This window comes from Acidithiobacillus ferridurans, from assembly GCF_003966655.1.
GTDB lineage: Bacteria > Pseudomonadota > Gammaproteobacteria > Acidithiobacillales > Acidithiobacillaceae > Acidithiobacillus > Acidithiobacillus ferridurans.
The window spans coordinates 2,407,030-2,430,504 of the sequence record NZ_AP018795.1 but is presented as its reverse complement, the minus strand read 5'-3'; the positions used below and the strand labels follow the sequence as shown (position 1 = coordinate 2,430,504).

The 23,475-nt window shown below is 50.3% G+C and carries 19 protein-coding genes and 1 pseudogene; 15 read left to right on the top strand and 5 right to left on the bottom strand.

The genetic code is table 11. The features are described 5' to 3' along the window. Positions 1-6: 6 nt before the first annotated feature. Together gmtZ and gmtX are read left to right on the top strand one after the other, a co-directional pair. A complete protein-coding gene (gene gmtZ, locus AFERRID_RS12520) occupies positions 7-3,003 on the top strand; it encodes a gamma-mobile-trio integrase GmtZ (protein WP_172959374.1) in 2,997 nt (998 codons plus the stop codon). After that, complete coding sequence (gmtX, locus tag AFERRID_RS12515; RefSeq protein WP_126605342.1) at positions 2,996-3,679, top strand: gamma-mobile-trio protein GmtX; 684 nt, start codon at positions 2,996-2,998, stop codon at positions 3,677-3,679. Before gmtZ ends, gmtX begins: the two co-directional genes overlap by 8 nt. Before the next feature lie 182 nt (positions 3,680-3,861). On the opposite strand, the gene AFERRID_RS12510 is transcribed toward gmtX, so the two are convergent. Continuing rightward, entirely contained in the window at positions 3,862-4,215 is a 354-nt protein-coding gene (locus AFERRID_RS12510) for a winged helix-turn-helix transcriptional regulator (protein ID WP_126605341.1), read from the bottom strand. Between the two features lie 344 nt (positions 4,216-4,559). On the opposite strand from AFERRID_RS12510, the gene AFERRID_RS12505 reads away from it, so the two are divergent. Beyond that, entirely contained in the window at positions 4,560-4,979 is a 420-nt protein-coding gene (locus AFERRID_RS12505) for a hypothetical protein (RefSeq protein ID WP_126605340.1), read from the top strand. A 128-nt stretch (positions 4,980-5,107) separates the two neighbouring features. On the opposite strand, the gene AFERRID_RS12500 is transcribed toward AFERRID_RS12505, so the two are convergent. Continuing rightward, positions 5,108-5,485: a DsrE family protein gene (locus AFERRID_RS12500; protein ID WP_172959373.1), complete on the bottom strand. Its 378-nt coding sequence runs from the start codon at positions 5,483-5,485 to the stop codon at positions 5,108-5,110. Between the two features lie 331 nt (positions 5,486-5,816). Here AFERRID_RS12500 and gstA point away from each other — a divergent pair, with 331 nt between their 5' ends. The 12 genes and pseudogenes from gstA (at position 5,817) to AFERRID_RS12440 (ending at position 18,044) form a co-directional block, all read left to right on the top strand. After that, positions 5,817-6,434 carry a glutathione transferase GstA gene (gstA, locus tag AFERRID_RS12495; RefSeq protein WP_126605339.1) on the top strand — a complete coding sequence of 206 codons (618 nt, stop codon included), beginning with the start codon at positions 5,817-5,819 and terminating at the stop codon, positions 6,432-6,434. A 24-nt stretch (positions 6,435-6,458) separates the two neighbouring features. Continuing rightward, positions 6,459-6,692 (top strand): hypothetical protein, encoded by a 234-nt coding sequence (locus AFERRID_RS12490; protein WP_126605338.1) that lies wholly within the window; start codon positions 6,459-6,461, stop codon positions 6,690-6,692. Continuing rightward, the gene (locus AFERRID_RS16035; protein ID WP_264318087.1) at positions 6,689-6,811 is read left to right on the top strand and encodes a hypothetical protein; all 123 of its coding nucleotides are present in this window, start codon (positions 6,689-6,691) and stop codon (positions 6,809-6,811) included. The genes AFERRID_RS12490 and AFERRID_RS16035 overlap by 4 nt, the downstream gene beginning before the upstream one ends. Continuing rightward, positions 6,804-7,367 carry an OsmC family protein gene (locus AFERRID_RS15755; protein ID WP_126605337.1) on the top strand — a complete coding sequence of 188 codons (564 nt, stop codon included), beginning with the start codon at positions 6,804-6,806 and terminating at the stop codon, positions 7,365-7,367. Before AFERRID_RS16035 ends, AFERRID_RS15755 begins: the two co-directional genes overlap by 8 nt. 309 nt (positions 7,368-7,676) lie before the next feature. Beyond that, the gene (locus tag AFERRID_RS12480) at positions 7,677-8,216 is read left to right on the top strand and encodes a carboxymuconolactone decarboxylase family protein (protein ID WP_126605336.1); all 540 of its coding nucleotides are present in this window, start codon (positions 7,677-7,679) and stop codon (positions 8,214-8,216) included. A 79-nt stretch (positions 8,217-8,295) separates the two neighbouring features. After that, entirely contained in the window at positions 8,296-9,645 is a 1,350-nt protein-coding gene (gene gorA, locus AFERRID_RS12475; RefSeq protein ID WP_126605335.1) for a glutathione-disulfide reductase, read from the top strand. Between the two features lie 33 nt (positions 9,646-9,678). Continuing rightward, positions 9,679-10,584, top strand: coding sequence for a DMT family transporter (locus AFERRID_RS12470; RefSeq protein WP_126605334.1), 906 nt, complete (start codon positions 9,679-9,681; stop codon positions 10,582-10,584). Between the two features lie 98 nt (positions 10,585-10,682). After that, complete coding sequence (locus tag AFERRID_RS12465) at positions 10,683-11,180, top strand: hypothetical protein (RefSeq protein WP_126605333.1); 498 nt, start codon at positions 10,683-10,685, stop codon at positions 11,178-11,180. 315 nt (positions 11,181-11,495) lie between these two features. Beyond that, positions 11,496-12,059 (top strand): acyloxyacyl hydrolase, encoded by a 564-nt coding sequence (locus tag AFERRID_RS12460; RefSeq protein WP_232027575.1) that lies wholly within the window; start codon positions 11,496-11,498, stop codon positions 12,057-12,059. A 1,078-nt stretch (positions 12,060-13,137) separates the two neighbouring features. Next, positions 13,138-13,674 (top strand): annotated as a pseudogene (locus AFERRID_RS12455) (phospholipase D-like domain-containing protein); the annotation flags it as partial. An 849-nt stretch (positions 13,675-14,523) separates the two neighbouring features. Beyond that, complete coding sequence (locus tag AFERRID_RS12445; protein ID WP_126605332.1) at positions 14,524-17,163, top strand: EAL domain-containing protein; 2,640 nt, start codon at positions 14,524-14,526, stop codon at positions 17,161-17,163. A gap of 104 nt (positions 17,164-17,267) precedes the next feature. Further along, positions 17,268-18,044 carry a PilZ domain-containing protein gene (locus tag AFERRID_RS12440; protein ID WP_012536715.1) on the top strand — a complete coding sequence of 259 codons (777 nt, stop codon included), beginning with the start codon at positions 17,268-17,270 and terminating at the stop codon, positions 18,042-18,044. Between the two features lie 137 nt (positions 18,045-18,181). Here the strand turns inward: AFERRID_RS12440 and AFERRID_RS12435 are convergent, their stop codons facing one another. The 3 genes from AFERRID_RS12435 to AFERRID_RS12420 form a co-directional block, all read right to left on the bottom strand. Beyond that, positions 18,182-21,619, bottom strand: a complete 3,438-nt coding sequence (locus AFERRID_RS12435; RefSeq protein WP_126605331.1) for a bifunctional diguanylate cyclase/phosphodiesterase — start codon at positions 21,617-21,619, stop codon at positions 18,182-18,184. Between the two features lie 64 nt (positions 21,620-21,683). Continuing rightward, a complete protein-coding gene (locus AFERRID_RS16030) occupies positions 21,684-22,658 on the bottom strand; it encodes a hypothetical protein (protein WP_197722498.1) in 975 nt (324 codons plus the stop codon). A gap of 610 nt (positions 22,659-23,268) precedes the next feature. Next, positions 23,269-23,475 (bottom strand): type II toxin-antitoxin system RelE/ParE family toxin, encoded by a 207-nt coding sequence (locus AFERRID_RS12420; RefSeq protein ID WP_009569336.1) that lies wholly within the window; start codon positions 23,473-23,475, stop codon positions 23,269-23,271.

Below are 23,475 nucleotides of genomic sequence, written 5' to 3'. Positions count from 1 at the left end.
AGATCTATGGCAAAGAGAATTAACGAAGAATTACGTCAGAAGGCCATCAAGCTGGTTAACAGTGGGTATACAAAACGGGGTGTAGCAGAAAAACTTGGGATCGGCACTACAACTGTCTGCCGAATAACTAAACATATAGGTAAAACCACTAAATACTACCCGAAAAGTTTAACACAGGATGTGTTACAGAAAATAAAAAATGGACAAACAGCAGCCTCAGTAAGTCGAGAGATGGGTATTGAGAAGTCATTAATCAGTGCTTGGCAGAAGAAGGATATAGGACATAGTCGTTCTTATGAAAAAATCTCTGAAGAAATTAAGGAAGAAATCATAGGACTCATTGAAAGTGGGATTAAGTACACGGCAGTAGGTAGACAGTTAAATCTAAAACCAAAAACCGTTTGGTCCGTGTTTAAGGCTGCTGAATCTGCGGGTAAAGCGCTGAAACCATCATTTCCCAATAAGCGTGTAGATTTTGAGCTGACTTGGGTGATCCGGGAGTATCAACAATTTATCCGGTGGCAAAAACTTGGCGTTGAATGGCTTAAGGGTGAGCAAAGAGGCATTGGGTTAAGGATGGCCGCATTAACTGTATTTTTTTCCAATTATTTACAGAAGAAAGGACTTCCTTATGAACCAGAAGCCATATTAAGACATGACAGTATAGTACCGGAATTCTTTTCTACTGCTTGCCCACAATCAGGTGGTGGGGTGGCTTACAACAATCGGATACATGACTTTATTGATTGGGTACTACTACAATATTATAGCTACAGAGATGACAATGGAAAACCCATAATTTTACCAGCATTTCGTAATCCAGTGCGGAGAATCACTACCAACGGATTCCCTATCCATTATGAAACTGTCAATACTCCATTACCATACGGATATATCGTTGATTTAAAGAAGCTGCTCGCCCAAGGTCCATCCTTTAAGGATTGGACTTGGGCACAAAACGCACTTGGAGCAAAAAGAATCGGCGAGCCCGATAAACGTATGTCCAATGACTGGTTCTCTACAACAGAAGATCAAATCGACAAAGATGATCCTGATTGTGTGTGGCGTATTCGCAGGTCAATTGATCACAACGTAAAACCAATCTTGGAAATGTGGAGCCCTGTCAGGTGGGTTGCACTGCTGATAAAGCTTCAATTGCCACCACGGACATTTCAGGTTCGCATGCTGGATTCAGGTGAAGCAGACACATGGCGATATGTTGCTGGAGCGTGGATTGAAAACACCACCCCATTGGCTATGGGCACCAAACGTAACCCTGTAAGGCAGGGAGTATTACGTCGAACGGAACCGATTGGTCAGGAAGAACTGCTAACAACGCTGTATATCAATACCAACAAAACTGCGGATATTCTTAAGTCCGGCGTACAGAAAGGTTACGAATTTCCTTGGCCAACCATTGGAGACCTCCAAGACCAACCTCATTATTGGCTAGAAAAAATACGAAACTGGCAGGAAAAATACAATCCAATTATACACCCAACGTCTTGGCGTAGCCTTCCTCAAAAATGTATTGGAGAACCCAAGAGCGATATGCAGTTGGCATCTTATCCGGATACTTATTTCATATTCCGTTCTGCCGAACGAAAAAAGTATGGTGAAGCCCATCTTCCGATAACCGATGGCATAATGAGGGTTGCATGGGCGAAGCTACTGCAAGAAATGCAGAACAGGTTATCTAGACATGGGACTACCCATCCAGATGGGTCACCGATTGTATTGGTTACTAAACCGGGAAGCTCACCTCTAGCCTTGTTTCCGCTGCATAGTCTGCGCGTATCTCTTATCACGGCACTAGCGATAGATGGTAGTTTACCATTCCATCTTCTCGTGAAGTTGGTGGGGCATAGTCGACTGATTATGACCATTTACTATACAAAACCGGGATTTAAGTACATGCAGGACGCATTGATAGATGCCGTGTCGCGTGTTGACGCTTTGAAGGAAGAAAGCATTGTTTCATTCCTTGCCAATGAAAAACATGAAATTCTTACGACGCGAGCTATCTGGAATAGCACCGAGACCCTTATAACCCTTGTTCCGGAGCATCCAGCCAACCGCAATCCGGCCGGCTGGATGCTTATGCACCATGGCTTGTGTCTCGTTGGAGGGAATACATCGGAAGTCGATTCATCGTCAAACAGGGGTGGATTTAGGGTTGGTGGATGTTATAACGGAGGCATTGCCTTCAATCCTGATGCCGACCAGCGGACCCACAATCCAGTACCAGGTGGGATAAGAAATTGCATCCGGTGCCGATGGTTTGTTACCGAACCGCATTATATACCAGCACTCGCGGCGCACTTGGGCAACATTTGCTACCAATTCGATGAGGTCAGGAATGGTGCCATAAAACAAGATGCCATATTGCATGATATCAAAAGGAAAAAGGCAGATGTTGAAAATTCTGGTGAAGTTTTTACTAGAACACAGGAATTGCGTACGGCAGAGCGAATCTGGGAATCTACGTTGCAGCGGTTTAATAGTCTTGCGGAGGATATGGCAGCCTGTTGGCAGATTATTCAGCGATGTAATGCCCTGCCTGTCAACAATGACAACAATAAGACATCGCTCATCGCTGCGGGTTCGGCAATGGATGTGCAGATTGCGTTTGAGGAAGTGGATTCTGAACTCTTGCAACTTTCTGACGTCTGCCAGAACGTAGAAATCTACCCGGATTTGGATCCGGGCAAGGCCGTTTTCAGGCGCAGCCAACTGCTTGACGCGGCATTGGCACGCGACCATTTGCCGCCGTTCTTCCTACAACTTAATGAAGCAGATCAACTCAAAGCGGGGAATGCATTCATGCGGCGCCTGTCTGCTAAAACTAACACGAACCCGCTCCTTGGGATGCGCAAAGTGTGCAGTCTCATGGATGCCGGTGAGAGCCTTGCCCAGTTTATAGGTATCGACATCCAACATTTACTCACCGATACCCTACAGTCGTTGCCTGCACCTCTACAATTCGGCTACGAAAATGCATAAAACAGACATCCACCCTGACGAAGTTCTTGAAGCGTTGTTGGCCAAAGGTCCACGCTCGAACAAGGCCGCCACCTTGAAATCGCTTCAAGAGATATGCCGGAATCAATACCAGCACCAGACACAGTCCGCATCCCTGCTTAACTTTGGATTATCGTCAATAGGTCGCATTTGCGAGGCCCGCGGCCTTTTCAAAGCACGAGTGCTGTACAACGCCGCATCCAAGGATTACGTCACTCTAATAACGGCTTGGGCGGCGTTTTCAGGAACGATGTCTGTGAAGGCTCCAAAGGAGCCCAAGAAATTATCCAGTCACCAATATCTCATGCGCATCGAGGATCCTGCGATACGTTCATTGATGCAGTCCACAATAGCCGAGCGTGATGATCTTCTTGCCAAAGTAAATCTGCTAAAGTCGCGAATGCAGATAACAATAGACCAACGGCCGCTCGGTGCTACGATTGTAACACACTCGCCTCCCGTAGCCATTTTGGAAGCCAAGGCCCAACTGACAGAAAGCGAGCGTGAGTCTCTCGAACAGGCAATCTCGAAGGAGTTCCTTGACCAGGAAGAATGGAGGGAAGGCTCACATGGAGAGATCACGAACCGAACCGGTCGAACACTGTATGACGTGGGATATGTGACTGCCATCCGTAAGATACTTGGAATGACATCCTAACGCGCAAGGGAAACTCTGGCTTTCTGATTTCTAAGGAGTGAGAGATCAAGTGTGATCCTCATTCCAACGGCCGGTCCAGACTGAAAGCAGCCATTGGGAAGAAACTAAACCTAGAGGCAATCCGGCGGACTTTCGTTCTGACAATCAACTGAAATATGGCAATGACAACTTGCGTACAACGCCTACAACGGAGTCGTCATGAGAGCCGCAGCACTATATCTGTCAATCATCTGCTGTTGCACACCCCATTCATGCATTGCCAGCAATACCGGCCACAAGCTTTCACCTAAAGGGGTAAGAGAGTATTCAACCTTAGGTGGGATCTCAGCGTAAACCAATCTACTGATAATGCAGTGTTTCTCCATCTCACGCAGCTGTTGAGTAAGCATTTTCTGGGTAATACCTGGGATTCCACGATGAAGCTGTGAAAACCGCCTGGTTCCTTTAAATAGTTCCTGTAAAATGAGCACCTTCCAACGTCCACCAATGGCTTTCAATGTTATATCAACAGCACACGGCTCATTTTCGATTTCCATAGGTCCCTCTCGCGGTTGTGCATCACTGTACAAACGTTACCAGAAAGTAACTAACTATATTTTAGATCGTAGATATGAAATTGGTGTCTACTTCACATAAAGCATAATAGGGTTCATTATCCTTGTGGTCAACCAAAAGCCATTTACGTCAAATTTGCACAAAGTTGAATGAGCATGCAATGCATGCTGCCGTAAGACCAAAGGTGGTTTATGGATAAAAAGTGACGCTTCTGGTGAAATGATGGGAAAAATACGCATAAACATCGCAGCAAGTGCCGATTAAGTATGGATCACCAACAGTTGAAGTAGGTTAGGTGGTATTTTATCCTCACAGGAGGCTTTACATGTTTATGATTGATTACAAAGAACTTGCATGGCAATATTGGTTTATAACTGCATGTTTTCTTACTGCGGGTATAGCAGGATACAAGATGGGCTTTTATCTGGCTATTGGGCTTACCATTATACAGACCATCCACTTTGCCATTCGAAAGAAAAGTATTATAGCTTTTCCTGTTCAGGTAAGGTTCAGCTATCTTATACTTCTGCTGATAGCGCTACCGCAGCCTATGCAATTTATATACTGGATACCTACTATTGGAACCTGGGCACAGGAAATATTCGGATATTGCGCAATGGCTCGATTAGTATCTCTCTTCCCATGGAATAGAGAGAAACGATTGTCATTAAATACGATTACAAAAACATTCTTTTCAAAACCTACACACGGGAGCGTGGCGCAAAAAAAACGCCAAACAAACTGAAGCCAGAGTAAGTGCTGAATATTGTTTCTTGTGATGAAATACATTGTTTAATCACTGATTACCCCTTGTGCAACCAGTGATTAAATTTAAGGTTAATGGTTGCAGTTTAGAATGGAGAGATCTATCTGTTACCAAGTAAAAACACGTCCAGCAGCACCCAATGCGGGCAATGCGGCACTAGGCGTTAAAAGAGGCAGATCCTTTGCCAAGTCTCCAGTCGTCATACCATTGAGCTCAAGGGACTGGAGGCAGCCGATGATTCGCACCCCATTGTCTTCGGCCAACTTCATAAAGTCAGCAACACTTTTCCCGCCCGTCATTGGAAAGATAGTCTCGGCTTTACCTTTAGCCAATAATTCTGTTGCAGGTCCTGTAAAGTACATGATCACATCCTGCTCAGATGCCGCTGCCGTCGCTGCAAGAAAAAAGGCGGACGGCAAACGTTTGGGATTTTCCGGTCCAGTGATGAGGATGATAACGAGATCTGCGGGTTTCATTGTGGACATAAGTGCAACCTCCTGATTATAGAGTTCGATTCAAAAAAATAGCTGATCTGGTATGGCTTGTCAAATTATTTTAGGCAGTTGATAGGCAAAACTAATCTGCTACTTTGTTCTAAAATAATCAGCCATCGCCATTAAGTATTAAACCTTACTTACAATAAAGTTACTTACTGAGAAATAAGTGTGTATATAACAAAAAAGTGTATACTATACAGGCTATCTTGTAGAGAGTATTAATATTACATCGCTGCTTCAGTAGCACGGCGCAGGTTGATGGTGTAGCTGAGCTTTTGGGTTGTCCTATGTTACTCGTTTCTTCAGGAGATAGTTTACCATGAAATTGTATTATAGCCCCGGCGCTTGTTCCCTTTCTCCACATATCATTCTCCATGAAGGGGGATTCAGTTTTAATACGGAAAAGGTGGATTTCGCCACCAAGAAAACAGCAATCGGCACCGACTATCTAAGCGTTAATCCCAACGGCTACGTCCCCGCATTAGTACTCGATAATGGTTATATTCTGACCGAAGGGCCTGCCATTATCCAGTACCTGGCTGATCAGGTGCCTGAGAAAAAGCTTGCACCGCCCGCTGGAACCATTGAACGTTACCAACTCATGCAATGGCTTAATTTTATTTCTACGGAGCTACATAAGGGTTTTTCACCATTATTCAATACCCATGCGCCTGCGGAATGGAAAACAATAGTTGCGGCCCAACTCGAACGCCGCCTGAACACAGTCAGCCATCAGTTAGAAGGCAAAATTTGGTTGATGGGTCCCGAGTTCACTGTTGCTGATGCTTATCTTTTTACCGTGTTGAACTGGGGTAAGCATGTGGGCATTGAAATAGACCGCTGGCCGGTGCTGAAGGGGTATCAGGGACGAGTATTTGAACGTCCGGCTGTACGGGCTGCTATGGATACAGAAGGTCTTCTCCAGCCTGCCTCATAATTCCGATCAGAGGAGATGTCATACATGAATCAAGAAAGCACTGCTAGTGATCCACTGTGTACTTCATGCGTTTATTTTCCGCCTAATCTTCCTGAGGGTAAGTATCCTTCTGAAGACTGGCTAGAGTTACAAAAAAAACAATGCTCATTTGACTTTATTCCTGGTACCAATGAATGTCAGGCAACACGAAAAACCAGCTGTAGTCTGGTTGATTTACGTGACAAAATGGGACTGGGCTCTGGTGGAGGCAGGCCGTGAGCAAAAAAGAACTTGCATTTGCACGTGGATGGAGTTTGCATACCTTTGCTAGATGGCTTTTAACGCAAAAAAAGTTTTGCGTTTTTAATCATTGCATAGAGGAGATGAAAAATGGTTAATAACACAGCACTTAATGGCGTAGATATTAATCAACTGGGAAAAACTGTACAGGCAGTAAAAGACAATACAGCGCTAGCCAAGTGTCAATTTAGAACTACTACGCAATGGATATCTGGAGCACATGCGCAGACGCATGTTCAGGGTTTTTATGGATTAGGACAGGAAGACCACTCCAGAAGTACGCCATTTATCATAGAAAGTGATGAGCCGAAAGCTCTGATGGGAACGAACAAGGGAGCGAATCCCGTAGAACTCCTTTTAACTGGGCTGGCCGCTTGTATAACCGTGGGATTGGTCTATAACGCTGCCGCACGTGGAATATCCTTGGATGAACTGAAGATAGAAATCAGTGGAGAGATCGACTTGCAAGGCTTTATGGGTCTTTCTGAATCGGTTCGACCGGGATTTAACGACATTTCTGTGTACTGTCACCTAAAAAGTGCGTCTCCTGATAGCGACCTCTTGGATCTGATCGAATATGTCAAAAGGGTATCACCGGTACATAATACAATCAGTCAGCCGACGCCCGTAGAGGTAATCTTTCAGCGACTCTGATATGACCTTGTGAAGTGCTCGTTTCTGGTTGTTCACAGCGGATTTATGGTACTACGATCTTTTGGCTAAGGTGCGCCAGGATGAGTAATGTTGCTCCTGGCATGAAGGAGCAACATTTTCGAGATGTCCAGTATTAATCTTGCACCGCGAAATGCATTACAACCCGACACAAGTTTCACCTTCAAAAACTGCGCCGTGGCTATCATACTATTGTATTATCAGAGTGTCATAAAATTGACATCGTTCGAGATGGTTTTACCGCACTCTGGCTTGTTGTTTGTTTTAGTGTAATTAAATAGGAGGTGTTATATGGCTTTGTTAAAAACGGTGCTTCCATCTGAAGCAGAAGGGAAAATTGCCAATTGTTATCAGCAGATCGAGGATGCTATAGGATATGTCCCAGAGGCATTTCATCTATTCAGTGTAAGCCCAGAATTATTCGAGGGCCAGATGGCCACTATGGCCTATATGGCATCCCATCCTACGCTCAACCCAACATTCATATCCATGCTGCGTTATTTGGTATCCGGTAGAAATAGAAATACCTTTTGTATCGGTTTTAATGAAGCAGCGTTGGTCAATGCGGGTATCAATCAGGAAGATCTACGTCAATCTCTGATCCATCCTGAGATGATCCCTCTCCCGGAACATGAAAAAACTTTGATGCTTTTTATTCTCCGGGCGATTGATGATCCAGAGAACATCAGTGAAAAGGATATTGCGGCGCTTCACAAGGCAGGATGGACGGACCGCGATATCTACGATGCCTTGGCTGCAGGTGCGCGTCATGCGGCTACAGATGTGCTGTTTAATGCATTCAAGGTTTCTTCATCCCTTAAAAAGGACTGATCATCTGAACCTTTTCCGGATAGGCTGACCTGCCTGGTCAGCAATGCGCTGTTGAGGACAATTTGAGAGAGGCGACTCGATGGATTACAATTATGACCTGCTCGTCATTGGTGGTGGAAGCGGTGGCATTGCCACGGCAAATCGAGCCGCACTTCATGGTGCAAAGGTTGCGCTTGTGGAAAAAGGCAGAATAGGCGGAACCTGCGTCAATGTTGGATGCGTGCCAAAAAAGATTTTGTGGTATGCAGCAGGATTTGCAGAGCATTTACAAAGGGCTCGTGATCAAGCCTTTAATATTCATGATTCTACTTTTGATTGGGCTGCCCTTAAGACCGCCCGTGACGCCTTTGTCAGTCATCTCAATGCGCGTTATAGCACGGGCCTTGCTGACAATGGGGTGACGCTTATCCACGGGTATGCCCGCTTTGTGGACGCCCGTCAGATTGATGTGGATGGCCATATGATCCGCGCGGACAAAATCGTCATTGCCACCGGTGGCCGCCCGATGTGGCCTGCCATCCCAGGAGCAGAGCTAGGTATCAGTTCTGACGATTTTTTTGCGCTGGAGACCCAGCCCCGCCGGATTGCCGTAGTAGGCGGAGGCTACATAGCGGTGGAGTTGGCTGGCCTGCTGCGCCATCTCGGCAGCGAGGTCACCCTTCTGCTACGACGAGACCATTTTCTGGATAGTTTTGACGTCATGCTCCGGGAAATACTCATGAAAGAAATGATCGCCTCTGGTGTTGATATTCTCACCCGCCAAAAGGTAGCCAGCCTGCACCGAGACGGACAGTCGCTTACCCTCACCCTGGAGGGTGGGCAGAAGATCAACGGTTTCGATACCGTACTTTGGTCTATCGGACGGAGGCCAAACACGGACAACCTAGGGCTAGAGCGTGCTGATGTCGTCAGAGATCAGCACGGCCACATCATCACAGATGCATACCAAACCAGCAATCAATCTCATATTTTTGCTATTGGTGACATCACCGATGGCCCAGCTCTTACCCCCGTAGCCATTGCGGCCGGTCGGCGACTGGCGGATCGCCTCTTTGGAGGCATGGCTGACCGGCATCTCTCGTATGACAATATTCCCACAGTGGTTTTCAGTCATCCACCCATTGGAACGATCGGCCTTACTGAAATGGAGGCTCGGGATATCCATGGGGATAATGCGGTCAAGGTCTATAGCACTCGTTTCCGATCTATGGCGTATGCTTTTGCCGAAAATCCCGTACAAACGGGCATGAAACTCGTCACCGTCGGTGCTGAGGAGAAGATTGTCGGACTTCATATCATCGGTGATGGCGCCGAAGAGATGCTTCAAGGCTTTGCCGTTGCTGTAAAGATGGGTGCTTGTAAAAGCCATTTCGATGACACCGTGGCTATTCACCCAACCAGCGCGGAAGAACTGGTCACGATGCGTTAGAGTCAGCATTTAGCCAAATTCTCTGGGGTAAAGGTGTTCAAGGAAAATCATGATATGTCACGTGTGCGCATAATCTTACTGACTCTGATAGTGCTCTTTGGTATGGCTGGAAATAGTCTGCTGGCAAGAGCCGCCTTGGGAGGACATTTAATTGGACCGCTTCCATTTACTACAATTCGCCTGACGAGCGGAGCGGTGATCTTGATCGTGCTGATGGCGGTGACCAAGACAAGGCCGAAATTGCATCATTTGCTGATGCCGTTCATGTTGTTTTTCTATGCATTGGCATTTGCATACGGATATGAGCAGCTTGGGGCAGCTACTGGAACCCTTTTTTTATTTTTTGCCATTCAGGCGACCATGCTGGCATGGGAGATTCGAGGTGGCCACCGGTTGTCCAAACTGCAATGGACTGGCAGCGGGATAACCCTGATAGGGTTATGGGTGTTGGTGGGTGGCATATCACATGTTCCTAAGCTTTTGGGGATAGGATTGATGTTAGGAGCGGGTGCCGCATGGGCGGGATATTCGATACTGGGCAAAAGTTCTGTGGATGATTTGGCCACTACAACTGCTAATTTTACATATTCCGGGCTGGCGGCTATTATCCTCCTGGCGATCTATGCAGTGATAGAACATTGGCATCATGAAGTCATCCATATAAGCATTGAAGGTGTCTATTACTCTATGCTTATTGGTGCCATAACCTCAGCGTTAATTTATGTGCTTTGGTATATCTTAATAAAGGAGCTAACTGGAGTCACAAGTGCCGTCATACAAATGCTGGTCCCCGTGATTGTCGTTATCAGCGCGGTTCCGTTGCTGGGCGAACAAATAACTATACGGCTAATTTTGGCCGGAGCTACGATGCTTTCTGGCATACTTCTGGTAACATTGTCAAAAAGTATTAGAAAATCTGTTAGTGATACATGCTCGTGAAGTTGAATGCATGAGTAAATGTAGACTGTTGTACCATTTGTTGTTGTTAGTCACTGTCGACTATTTCATGAAGTAGTTTTTCGGAGGATAATGCTGTGATGAAACCATATAGACTAGTTTCTTATGTTGGCGCTGCTCTGCTGCTGATTGGTGCAGTACCAGCTTATGCTGCATCAAGGGTGCAGACATCCCCCATGAGCGCTGTAAAATTAAAGCAAGAGGTGAAATACTTCGGGGAGCACTCGTTCGATTTCTTTTCTATTTTTAAGCGGTATCATCCCGGACCATACTGGATTCTACACCATGCTAAACAGCTACATTTGACGGTTGCACAGATTCAACAGGAGAAGCCTCTGCATGTGAGTATGGCAAAAAGCACATTTGCTGATAATAGTGCGTTGCGCAAAGCCTACAAACAGTACGCATTAGACGCGTCTGTTGTGCAGCCCTCGTTGTTAAAGATAAAAAGAGACATTGATGCGATTGGAAAGGCACAAACCAGATTAGCATGGGAAATGGTGCCGTACCACCTTAAAGCTTATTCACTACTCAACTCGACACAGAAAGTGCTGTACAGAAAATTAGCAGCTCAATAGTTTTCTGCTTAAACAGAGCTGGTGGGACAGTAACACCTCGGTGGCGGTGTTCGTTGTGTGGTCTATCTGGAAGAGGCCCTGCAATGCCTCCTTCGAGGCCTTTATGCGCGCGCTTCATGCGCATGGTGTACGGATTAGTATGGATGGCATGGCTAGGGGACTTGGACAACATGTTTGTGGAGTGGAGAGGCCCTGGCGCACCGTGAAGTACGAGGACGTCTATATGAAGGACTATGACAAAGCGTCGGAACTGACTAAAATATTATCATTTCTTGCACACGCTATGTAAAAGAAGAGATTGATTAAGGAAAGCATGTGTTACGTAAAAAAACACGGTTAGCCGTTCTAGGCATTGGTGCGCTCATGCTTATGGTTGCTGGACAAGCATGGGCAATGGGTGAAGGCTTGCATGTGATTCAGGGCGGCCCCGCGTATTTTAATGTCGGCGTCGGAGCCTTTAACGCTGCTGGAGTGGTTCCGGGTCCTGGGCATCGCGGTAACGCGACGTTGCCGGAGATTGATCTAGAATACCAGACAGCCGCCAAGCTGTTCGGTGTCGGTGCACTTTATGGAATTGTTGCCAATACTGATGGTGGATTCATGGGATATACCGGATTTTACTCGGATATTGCATGGAGCCATTGGGTGTTGACACCAGCTCTCGCTATGGGCGGATATCATCAGGGCCGAGGTAAATACCTGGATGGTACTTTCCAGTTCCGATTGGAGTTGAGTCTAGACTATCAGTTTGCTAATAAGTCGCGTTTCGGACTGAAAATTGCCCACATCTCTAATGCCTACACGAAACAGGAAGATCCAGGAGAGGATGAGATTATGCTAAATTATTCCATGCCCTTGTCGTTCGGCAAAAAAACATGAAAACCCTTGGACGTTGGTAAGCCAGCTTGCCGCTCAGTATTATCACAACAGTTTCGGAAATTGACTAGGTGGCAACATTTAATCGCGACACTCTGCTGCGAGCAGCACGACCGGTCGATTATACTGAGTAGTTGTCCAATGACCGGTTACGCTGCTAATAGCCCATTAGAACTACCTACCATAAGGCTGCTAGGATATATGGATTGCCGGCCAGACGAACAGTATGTTTTCAAGACGCAGGCCTTGCTGTAGAGGCTTTTTGATCACTGCGGCCAATGGTAACGTTGTCAAAAATATTGGAAAACCTGGAATTTAACTGCGCTACATGAAGCTAACGAAAAGCCCGTATATCCGTCCAAATGGGAGACTACTCATGCATAATACTCATACAATTGAATTGCGAATTACTCCACTAGCTAGGCAAGCGCTCGATCATCGAGAAGAACCTCTCTGTGTTTATTTAGAGCTATTATTTAGCTGTCTGATTCGCAAAAAAACATATTTCATACCTTCTCCACATCAAGATTCTCTACTGCTGGACGCTCACATATCCTCTGTTCAGGTGTGGTTCCGCGCTGTTGGTTCTAAAACATGTTCAATTACCGATCAGCCTGTTCAGGATCTGCAAACGTTCCCACTAAAACGGACGGACGCTTTTATACCACGCTGGCTCAGTCTAGATTACCGGAAAGGTGAATGGGTAGGCGATTTCGGTTATATTCTTTAAAACTATCACCATACGTAGAATGCAAATCCAAGGCACGTAACGTTAATTGTAGGGGCCTGATTCCATACGAACGACCGCTTTCGCTGCGTACCTGTCATGGACAAGGATGGGAATATCGTCCGCGCCTCTACATTTTCGATACCAGGATATTACAATCGGTACAGCGATATCAGATATTCTGTTGGGGGCGGCCATCCTCTACCTTTATCCTTTTGTGTGGCGGAGGGTGGTGCGGAATGGCGATAAACTATGTAAAAATACATAGTGCAAATATATATATTATAATATTGTTTTCAATATGTTATAACTACTCACAAGCGAATTATGTACTATTTTGGAATAAGAATTCGCAGGAACCGGGAGTATGTCGATGTCACACGCAACGCGACCGTGGTTCAGGCGGTCAACGCGGTGTTCAATGCGGACTGGACTGCGGCGCAGGGCGGCAATCAACGCGCACCCGCTTACGCGCATCGGGTGCTGGTTCTTTCTCCGGGGACGTCTGCGGCGCAACTGCTGCAAGTGATCGACCAGCCCGGTCCCATCGACGTAGAGAGCGAGGAATTAGGGCCATACGCACCCATTCTGGATGCCCTGGCGGCGAAGGGCCGGAATCTCCGGATGATCCTGCCGGCCAGCATCAATGCGAAGGATAAGCGGGCTGTGGCTTTCTTGCGGGAGCATGGCTGTCGCGTACGTTTGCTATCGAAAAAGCCCTTGTACATGCACGCCAAGATGATCGCGGGCAAGTCGCTGGCCTTCATCGGCTCCGAAAATTTCACCCAGACCAGCCTGGACAATAACCGGGAAATGGGCCTGCTGCTCAACGGGTCAGACATCGGCAAGCTGCAAACGCAGTTCGATAAGGATTGGGCGCGGGCCGGTTGACCCTCTGATGCGCGAAAAGGGGTGGTATTAATATTCAGCGGACCCGCCATCGCGTTACAGCTTGGGCACAGGCAATCCGTCGATTTTGACCTGTTTACTGACCGTAAGCTGAATGAAAGCGCAATTCTTCGGAATATGCCTTTCCTCAAGCGGGCTCAGGTTATCCAGGCGTCAGCATGCCCGATAAAAATCACCGGCACCTTACAGATCATGACCGCCACCACAGGAGAAGCATCATGAACGAAAGCTACCGCCAAACCCGAATTGCCCAACTCCAGAAGATCGCCACATCCTGCTTCAGCGGCGCGAACAGCGCGGCGCCCCTATTGCCTCGATTGATATGGAACTCAACGTGGTGCGCGCCGAGTTGCAGGCCCTGTATGAGGCCGGAAGGATGCAGTTAGTTACGGAAACTGACGCCTAGAAGAGGCCACTTGGGCAACATGTGGGCATTTGCCAGTTTGCGGCATTCATTAATTCACTAAAACAATTGATTATTTTGATATTGTTGCATGATGGACAATTGGATGGGCAATCAGGTGTTCTGTAAAAAGCTGTTACAGCGTAACGAAAAAGCGCGAATGGTCACGTCCTCTCAAAACCCGTCATCAGGCAGGTAAAATCGAGAATCTCAATCAAGAGTGATTTTCGAGAACGGCAACCTGTTGATTGTTAGTCATGGCGCCCGTGGCTGGTTGCCCTCTCAAAAAGGCCGGTTTCGAGTTTTTTCACAGGGCGGGCCAGTCCATACTATATTTTTCTTGTCCGCATGACGTTGAAGTGATCTTGATCGATTGAAAAAAGCAGAGGAACATCAGCCCCTAATAAACATTATATAAGAGTACATGAATGATTATTGACAATAGTGGCACTCTACCCGCGTTTCTTGGCCTGCAGGATTCTGACTTTCAGGTCATCGACCGTTATCACGATGCCTTGGATAAAGAAGCATCGGCGCTTGCCCACGCTTTTTACGATTATCTGCTCAGTCATCCCGCCACCGCCGCCGTATTCCGGGATTTCTCCAGCGCGCGTCTGGACGCTCTGATCCAGAAGCAAACGGAACACGCTAAAGGCCTTCTGGTCAGCCGCCTGGATAGGCCGTGGCGGGAGTCCATGCGCAAAATCGGGGCTCTGCACCACCACCTCGGCATCGGACCCTCCTGGATCGCCGGCGCCTATATTCTCTACTGGCGCCATTGGCAAAAAATACTTCAGGTGCAGGTTCCCGAGAGTGACCGGGATTTGCTGCGGGACGCCCTGTTCCGTCTGCTGGTCGGTGACCTCATGTTTCAGCTCGAGGGCTACGCCCACGCCTCCCGCGAGACCGATTCCGAGAGGTTGGCCTTGTCTAATGTGCTGATGAGCGTCCTTGCCGCCCCTCGCGGCAAGGTGTCTTTGCGGCCGGAAGACTTGCTGCAGCAAATCTGCGACGACTTGCCGGCCAAGAGCGGCAGCGTACGTCTGGCCGGTTACATGGTGAGCGACGTCATGGGAGAGACCTTAACCTTGGAGCACCAGGCCGGGCTTCTGTCGCCAGGGCTACAGCTCCAGAAGAGCACCGGAGATCCCTGCTGGAAAGCGTTGGGAAGTGGGCAGAGCATCATCCAAGCCGTGGATGATCCGCAAGCACCGGAATGGATCAAGGCCTTGCGCAACCAAGTAGAGGAAATCGGCATCTTTCCTTTCGGGACAGAGGATTTGCGTGGCGCAGGCCTGATCGGCGTGCGCGAAAAGGGTTATTTCCAACGGGTTGGATCGGCATACCTCAATGCCTTTGCCCATCTTGGGGAACTGGTATTTCTGCTACGCAATCAATTTTTGCGCGATCCCCTTACCGCCCTGCCCAACCGCTTCCTCTTCATGGACTTCCTGGAGAACGCTAGAAACCAAACACTGCGCCACGAGCGGCTTCTGGGGGTAGCGATTCTGGATTTGGACGGCTTCAAGCAGGTGAATGACCGCTTGGGGCATGGTGCTGGAGATCAGGTGCTGCAAGCCGTGGTGCAAAGGCTGCAGGTGCAGTTACGGGCAGGAGACATCCTTGCTCGTCTGGGTGGCGACGAGTTCGGCCTGATATTGCCAGACCTGGAGCGCCTCGACGATCTAGACGGTGTCAGCGAACGATTACTCGCCGCCCTCCGTGAGCCGCTGGAAATCGATGGTGAAGCGGCCAGCGTTACCGGCAGCCTGGGTATCACCCTTTTCCCACTGGATGACAGTGATGCCAGCACCCTAATCCGGCACGCCGATATGGCGCTCTATGCCGCCAAGGACGCGGGCCGGGATCAGTTTCAACTGCATAGCTTAGCCCTGGATGAGGCCATGCAGACTGAAGCGGGGACGCGTGCCCTGCTCGAACAAGCGTTGCAGGAAAACCGTCTGGTGCTGTACTACCAACCGGTCGTGTCCAGCGCCGGAGCGGTGATAGGGGTGGAGGCCCTCATCCGCCTGCAACACCCGGAGAGAGGCTTGCTTCCACCTGCAGCCTTTTTCTCTGCCCTGGACCATCCCCGCCTCGCGCGCTCCATCGGTCGCTTTGTCCTGAACGCGGCGTTGCATCAGGCAGCCCTCTGGCAAGAGGCGGGCCATCCACTGCGTGTGTCGGTCAATATCAGCACCCGTCACCTGCTGGATGCCCGGTTCCTGGAGGATCTCCAGGAGATGTTGGCCAAGTACCCTGGCCTGCGGCCGGAGCTGGTCGAGATCGAAATCACCGAGTCGGCTCCTTTGCGAGATATGCCAGAAGCGCAAAGACTCCTGGTCGCCTGCCATCGCTTGGGAGTACGCGTTGCCCTCGACGACTTCGGTACGGGCAACGCCTCTCTGACTTACCTCCAACAGCTCCCTGCCGATTCCATCAAGATCGACCAGAGTTTCGTGCGAGATGTGATCGATGACCCCAAGGATCTCGCTATCGTTACAGCGGTCATCACGGCCAGCCGCATGCTGGGTATGAACGTGATCGCGGAAGGGGTAGAAACGGCAGATCATGTCGACTTGTTGGTGAAGACGGGCTGTAACCACCTGCAAGGGTATTTTTTCTCCAAACCGATTCCGGCAGAGGACGTTCCTGCTTGGGTAGCCCATTTTCGCCCGGCTCCACGGACGAAAGATTCCTTGCATCCCCTGAATATCCTGTCGCCCATCCTGGAGGGGCACATCCTGCGCGTACAGAAATTCATCGGCGCACTGCGCCAGGAAAACCCATTTCCCGCCCATGTTATTGAAAAGGATGCCGAGGAGTATTGTCATCTGGGTCTGTGGTTGCGTGGGGAGGGAAAACAACGTTTTGGTGCGACACCCCAATTTATGCGTCTCCTCACTCGCCACGAACACCTTCATCAGGTCGCCCGTGTGGCCAAGTTGCACTTTGATGCTGGGGATGCAGATGGAGCCATGGAACAGGGAAAGCTGCTGGATATGGAAAATGGCTTGCTGCTGGCCGAATTGCTGGCCATGGCGGGTGAAAGCCGGGATAATATCTAGAGGTGAAACAATCGTACTGTTAATAAAATTAGATTATTAAAACATGTTTTTGATGGTGTGGATTGCTTCCGCTGGATAAACCAAAACAAATAGGATGATCGGATATGAGCCTTACCGAAAGCGATACCGAGCTAGCCTTAATTTTGCCGCATCGGTCTGGACTTCCACTCGTGGAATATCTACCACTGGTCTTCCTCAGCGGGGCAGATGAACTCCCACTGCCAGAACCGGAGGCTCTGGGTGCCGTAGAGGGGCGGAGCGCCATTGTTTACGGTCCAGAAGAGGATGATGACGGTCTTCTCTGCCATGCGCAGGGGTGGGATATGGGGGACTTGGTCCTGGAGCCGACGACGCCGGCCAACGGAGAAATCCCCAGCTATAACAAAGCGCTTATATTTCTCTTCGCCAAACCTAATCTTCTTGGTTTTTTTGCGGACTGGAAATCTTTTCAGAAAGGTGCGCATCATTTTCGTAGGCCGAACCTGGTGTTGACTCGACGCGCCCGCCAAAAACAACGTCTGCGCCTGGACGGAGACATTATCGTGCGTCGCCGAAATGGGAGCACACTGCTCTCCAAGCTATATGACTTTGGTCCCAGTGGTGCAAGTTTTTATACCGATGCCGCAGATTTCCGCTCTGGAGAAATGTTGTTGGCGGAATTTGAGATCTCTGGTTGTGGCAGCTGCGAAACCACGGCCACCATTGTCCGGGTAGAAACTCTCTCTCATTCTCACTATGGATATCTGGTCGGTATTTATTTTCACCTGACAAAAGCACAACTGCAAAAGGCAGAACAACTGTATTTGTGCAAGAAGGCGGAGGCCATCCGGCAACTGTCCGCCCCTGAGCGACATCGCTGGGCACCCCCAGAAACGGTATAGTTGACCCTGAATTTGAGACAACGGTTTAATCCATCGCCTAGCAAGATAATTTGTACCATTCTTTCTTATCGCATCGGTGCCATGGGTGGCAGAGTGGCCGGTTTTGCTCGGTTCTTCCACCGCCAAGGCGGCGTAGATCATGTTGGCTTCTCTGCTTCACAAGCCGGATTTCCGTCTTCCATTTTCTTGTACCAGTAAGCACCTATAATGGCCTGTTCGAACGCATTCTCCGCTGAATCTACGTCGCTCCAGTCACCATTGTTCGGAGAGGAAATCGACCGTTCGCCCATGGCCGCAATGGATTGGTGGTACTCCTGATGGAGTCGCTCCAGTCGTTTGTGGTCACCAATTCCTAATCTGCGGATATGGTTATGGCCAGGACAGATGGTAGCGTCGGCCACTGCCACATAGTCTATTAGATGGGGGGTATGGAGCATCGCTTTTTTTAGGGCATTATGGGCTGCGATTTGCTTGGCATAAAATCCCAGCAGACTGGTTGGATGCGGTCGACCATGGCAGGGGGGGCGTTGGAGAAATGCCTGCAATTCTGATAGCGGCATAGGTTTGGCGATGGCGTAGCCCTGTAGGAACTGCGCACCCGTGACGATGATCGCATCCAGAATATCCTCCGTTTCCACCCCCTCCACCACCAGATCCACGCCCATGCCAGCAGCGAGATCCTGAATGGTACCTACAAAATGCAGATCCTGAGGTCGCTGCTCCAAGGAGCGGATAAAGCTCTGGTCCAGTTTGATCTCATCAATAGGAAGATCCTTTATCCGCAGCAGGGAACTATAGGCGCTGCCCACATCGTCCAGGGCCAGCCGGACACCTAATGCTTTTATTTCCAGGAGATGATCCAACGCCTTCTGCTGTTCCAGGAAATCATCTCCCTCCAGAATCTCCAGAGTGATGCGGGAGGGATCCACTGTGCTTTGGGCGATCATTTCCTGTAGGCAGGTGATGCAGCCTTCCGAGACGGAGCGTGGATCCAGATTGACAGAGACCCATAGGGACCATCCATGTGCATCCAGAAGAGACAGATCGGCCAAGGACTGCGCCAAGACTTTCCCGGTCAGATCAGAAAGATTTCCAATCTGCAATTGCGGCAGGAACTCCGCCGGCGTCCAGAGGGTACCATCCGTATCCCGTAGACGTGCCAAGGCCTCGACACCGACCACCCTGCGTGTCCGGCTATCCAGGACAGGTTGATACCAGACCTCCAGAGCCCCAGCATCCAAAAGCTGTTGCCCGGGGGTGCATTTTTCTTTTTGTACTTCCTCGCCAAAAAGCACCCAGAAGCGCTCCCGGGCCGCCTTATTTGCCTTGCTCTCGTACATGGCCTGATCCGCCAGGCGCAGGAGTTTGTCCCCCGTGTCTGTATCCCCAAAGGGGTAAAGGGCGACCCCCATGCTCGCCCCGATCTGAACGCTTTTGCCATTGATCAGCGGAATAGGGGCGGTGATGGTGTCCTCGATCTTTTTCATGATGTTGGCAAGATCGTCCAGATCCTCGAGATCTTCCACCAGCAGGACGAATTCATCCCCTCCCAGGCGGGCGACGAAGTCCGATTTGCGCAAGGCTTCGGACAGGCGTTTTCCCAAGGCCACCAGCACTTCATCTCCGGCCCCATGGCCATAGGTATCGTTGACAGGCTTGAAGCCGTCCAGATCCAGCATGCAGACCGCCAGGAGCTGGTTGTGGCGTTCGGCACGAGCCATGGCCTGTTCCATCTGGATTTCCAGGAAGCGCCGGTTGGGCAATCCCGTGAGCAGGTCGGTCCTGGCGATCTTCGCCTCCTGTTCCTGCAGTAAACGCAAGTGCTCCTTGAGGTCATGCTCGTCGAGACTATGGCCGAGCAAGGAGGCCAAGCGCTCACAGGCGGTGGTGGTATCGGCATCAAACACCTGCTCCGTGGAAATAAATTTTATAACGGCAAAGGGCGTCCCATCTCGCCATACGGGAGTCGCCAATGCCGAAACCCATCCGGATGTAGCGAGTACCTGCCCCCACGGACGATCTGCCTGTGAGGAGGAGAAATCGGAATGTACGATGGTTCTCTGCTCGCGCCATGCGCGCGCAGACATGCTAGAGGGATCGTCCACGTGGATTTGAAACGGTTGCATCATCTCGATCCCGGGACCCGCTCCAGCTAACACCCGCACCCTTCCCTGCGCATCGGGACGCACAACGCCGACCGTGTGAAAGATACCCATTTCCCCGAGCCGGGTGCAGGTGGTTTCCAGCATGTCCTGCACATTACGCCCCTGCAGAAGAATATCCGCTTCTACCGTCAACGCCTGATAGATATTTTGCAGTTTCTTTAGCTGTTGCGCCTGCTGTACCGACTCCGTCACATCCACCACGGTCCAGATGGAGGTCTCCTGATCGTCCAGCAATTTAACAAAGGCGTCGACGACTGGTGGGTTTTGATTGTGGTAGTGCGCAAGCATTACATGGCGGATAATGGTCGATCCAGTTTGGAGGAGTTCGGCATAGGCCTGTCCGATCCGTTCCCAGGTTGCCTCGTCGGGGTAAAACAACCGAGTGCTTTGCCCAATCACGCGCTCTGGCGACAGACCTATCATGCCTGCTAGATGCTGGTTGCACTGCACGATTTGGCGTTGGCGTACTACCGTGATCCCCACCGCCGCGTTGTCCAGCAGTGTCTGGATGAGGTTCCTGTTTTCGCGCTCTTGTGTGATGTCCCGTTGCAGGCCGATGAATCCGGTCAATGCGCCCTGGTCATTGAGAACCGGGTCAATGTGCAACCGATTCCAGAACAGGGTGCCGTCTTTGCGCTGGTTGAGAATGTCTCCGGTGTAGGACTGTTCCTGCGCCAAAGCAATAGCAATCTGCCGGACTGTCTGCGCATCGGTCTGCGGGGCTTGCAGGAACTTGCAGTCGCGGCCAAGCACTTCTTTCATGGCGTAGCCGGTGAGCTTCAGGAAAGCCTGGTTGACATAGATAAGGTGTCTTTGCGGGTCAGCAATGGTAACGCCGTCTTCCAGCGCCTCCACCGATGCGCGCAAAAATCGCAACCTCTGCACATCCTGCAGTCGCTCCAGGCCCTGACTGATCTGGAGGGACAATTGTTGCAGTATGGTCTGCAGGGCGTCGTCGAATTGGGCTTCGTCGCCGCGATATACCGATAAAATTGCCCAGACCTTTCCGTCGCGGAAGATGGGCAGTGTTGCGCTGTCGGCCAGGCCATAGGCCTGCGCACGCTTTTTCCAGGGGGCCAGGAACGGCTCCTTCGTAAAATTAGTGCCAAAATAAACGCGCGCCTCGCGCCAAGCGCGAGCTGCGGGACCTTGCCCTTCCGGAATCTGCGCATCACTGGAGATGAACAGATCTTTGAGGTAGCCCACTTGTCCGGCAGCGGCAAGAAACTGAAATCGCCCTTGTGTATCTGGTCGGGAAACAAAGGCCAGCTTCAGACCGCTTTGCTGCACAGCGATTTCGCATATGTGTTGCAGAAGTACTGACTCATCTTCAGCGCCAGAAATCATCTGATTAATCTTGGTTAGCAGGGCGTCCAGGGTGAGAAAATTAGCGGTATCTGGTGCTGTCATGGGGGATCTTTTGAAGTCGATGGCGGTTCAATTGGTTTGTTCTTGGTCTACAGGATAGGATGCATCATTCGGTCTTGTGGATGCTGTTTTCTCGTTTATTGAGGGCGTAAAGAGTACCAAACAACGAGCCCCATGATGAGCGGCTCGTTTTGTTTTGGCCGTTAAGGTGCGCCGGGACCTCCAGGGGGCGGTCCACCTGGTCCTCCCGGTGGACGCGGACCACCCATAGGTCCTTGGTGGGGTGGCTGTTGAGGTCCAGGCCCTCCCGGTCCACCCTGTGGTGGCCCCCTTCTCGGACCAAATTGTGGTCCCTGTAGAGGTCCTCCAAGTCCTGGTCCTCCGGGAGGCGGTCCTTGTTGTGGGCCGAATCCAGGTCCACCCATAGGTCCTTGGGGAAACTGTTGAGGTCCCGGCCCTCCTGGTCCACCCTGTGGTGGCCCCCTTCTCGGACCAAATTGTGGTCCCTGCGGAGGCCCTCCTGCTGGTCCTTGCTGGAACTGAGCTCCTCCAGGTGGTCCTCCGGGAGGCGGTCCTTGTTGTGGGCCGAATCCAGGTCCACCCGGTTGGAGACCCTGTGGTGGTCCCCCTGGGGGCCCAAAGCCTGGTCCACCGGGAGGACCAGGCGGGGGTGGTTGTGGTGCGCCAGGTGGAGCCGGTGGCGGTGGTTGTACCCCAGATAATTAAAATAAGTGCCAGGTGGTGGCGGCGGCGGCGCACCAGGTGGTGGAGGCGGTGGAGGCGGTGCCCCCGCCGGCATAGGCGGGGGCGGTGCCGGATAATATTGGTAATATGTCTGCGGGTAGTAGTACCACATCATGTACTGCGCATAGAGTGGCTGACTGTAATAGTTGGTATACGCGGAGGGTGGCTCAAAATAGCCATATTGCAGGGGCAAGCCCGTGTTACCGAGATTGATCCCGAGATCGCCCAGCATGACACTGAGATCAAACGGCGCAGCAGACGCCGGTATAGAGAGTGATAAAACCCCTAATCCGGCGAGGCCCATGGCGATACTGAGTACAATCGGTTTACGCGGCATAGCAAATCCTCTTTTATTGTTTTACTGGATAAAGCTGAACTTGTCCCAGAATGTTGCTTATGGCGCAGGAGGGGGTGGGGGCGGCGGATTACCGTAGCCATTGTTGTACTGACCAGGCCCCTGACCGGGAGGAGGAGGTGGCGGCGGTGGTGGATTGCCGTAGCCGTTGTTGTACTGACCAGGAGGGGGTGGGGGCGGCTGGTTGTACCCCTGATATCCATATCGACCGTAGGGGCCAACAGCACAGCCTGACAAAGCCAAAATACCCAAGGCAATCACAGCGATTCTTCCAGTTGAAATAGGCATGACATATTCCTCCGCATTTTTATCATCTATGAATATGGAGCGTCCTGAGGAATTTATCAACGAATATTCCGGGGCAGACCCAGACCTGGTTTTTCTATACCAGACAGAATTCGCCCTTCTGCCTCGTTGGATCGGCATCATGAGCGACGGATGGCCCGGTTTTGCGGGGTTCTCCGCCTGCCTGTGAGGGGCTGTTATGGGACATTACAATGAGGCTACTCATTTTGGGTGGAAACCGGGAACTCACGGCGGGCATGCACCACGTTCACGATCTCAATGCAGGTGGCCGTGACACGATAGAGCACTATGTAGTTTGGTGCGCGACGATCTCACGCAAGCCCGGCACGCGATCGCTGATGTGGTATAGGTAGGGATGTTCGGCAGTAGGCAAGACAGACTCTTCCAGCAGGCGTTTCATACGCCGCGCCGCTGGCAGATTCTCGTTGGCGATGTAGCGAATGATATTCGCCAAGTCATCGCGGGCCGAGGCCCGCCAGATAATGGGTAACAA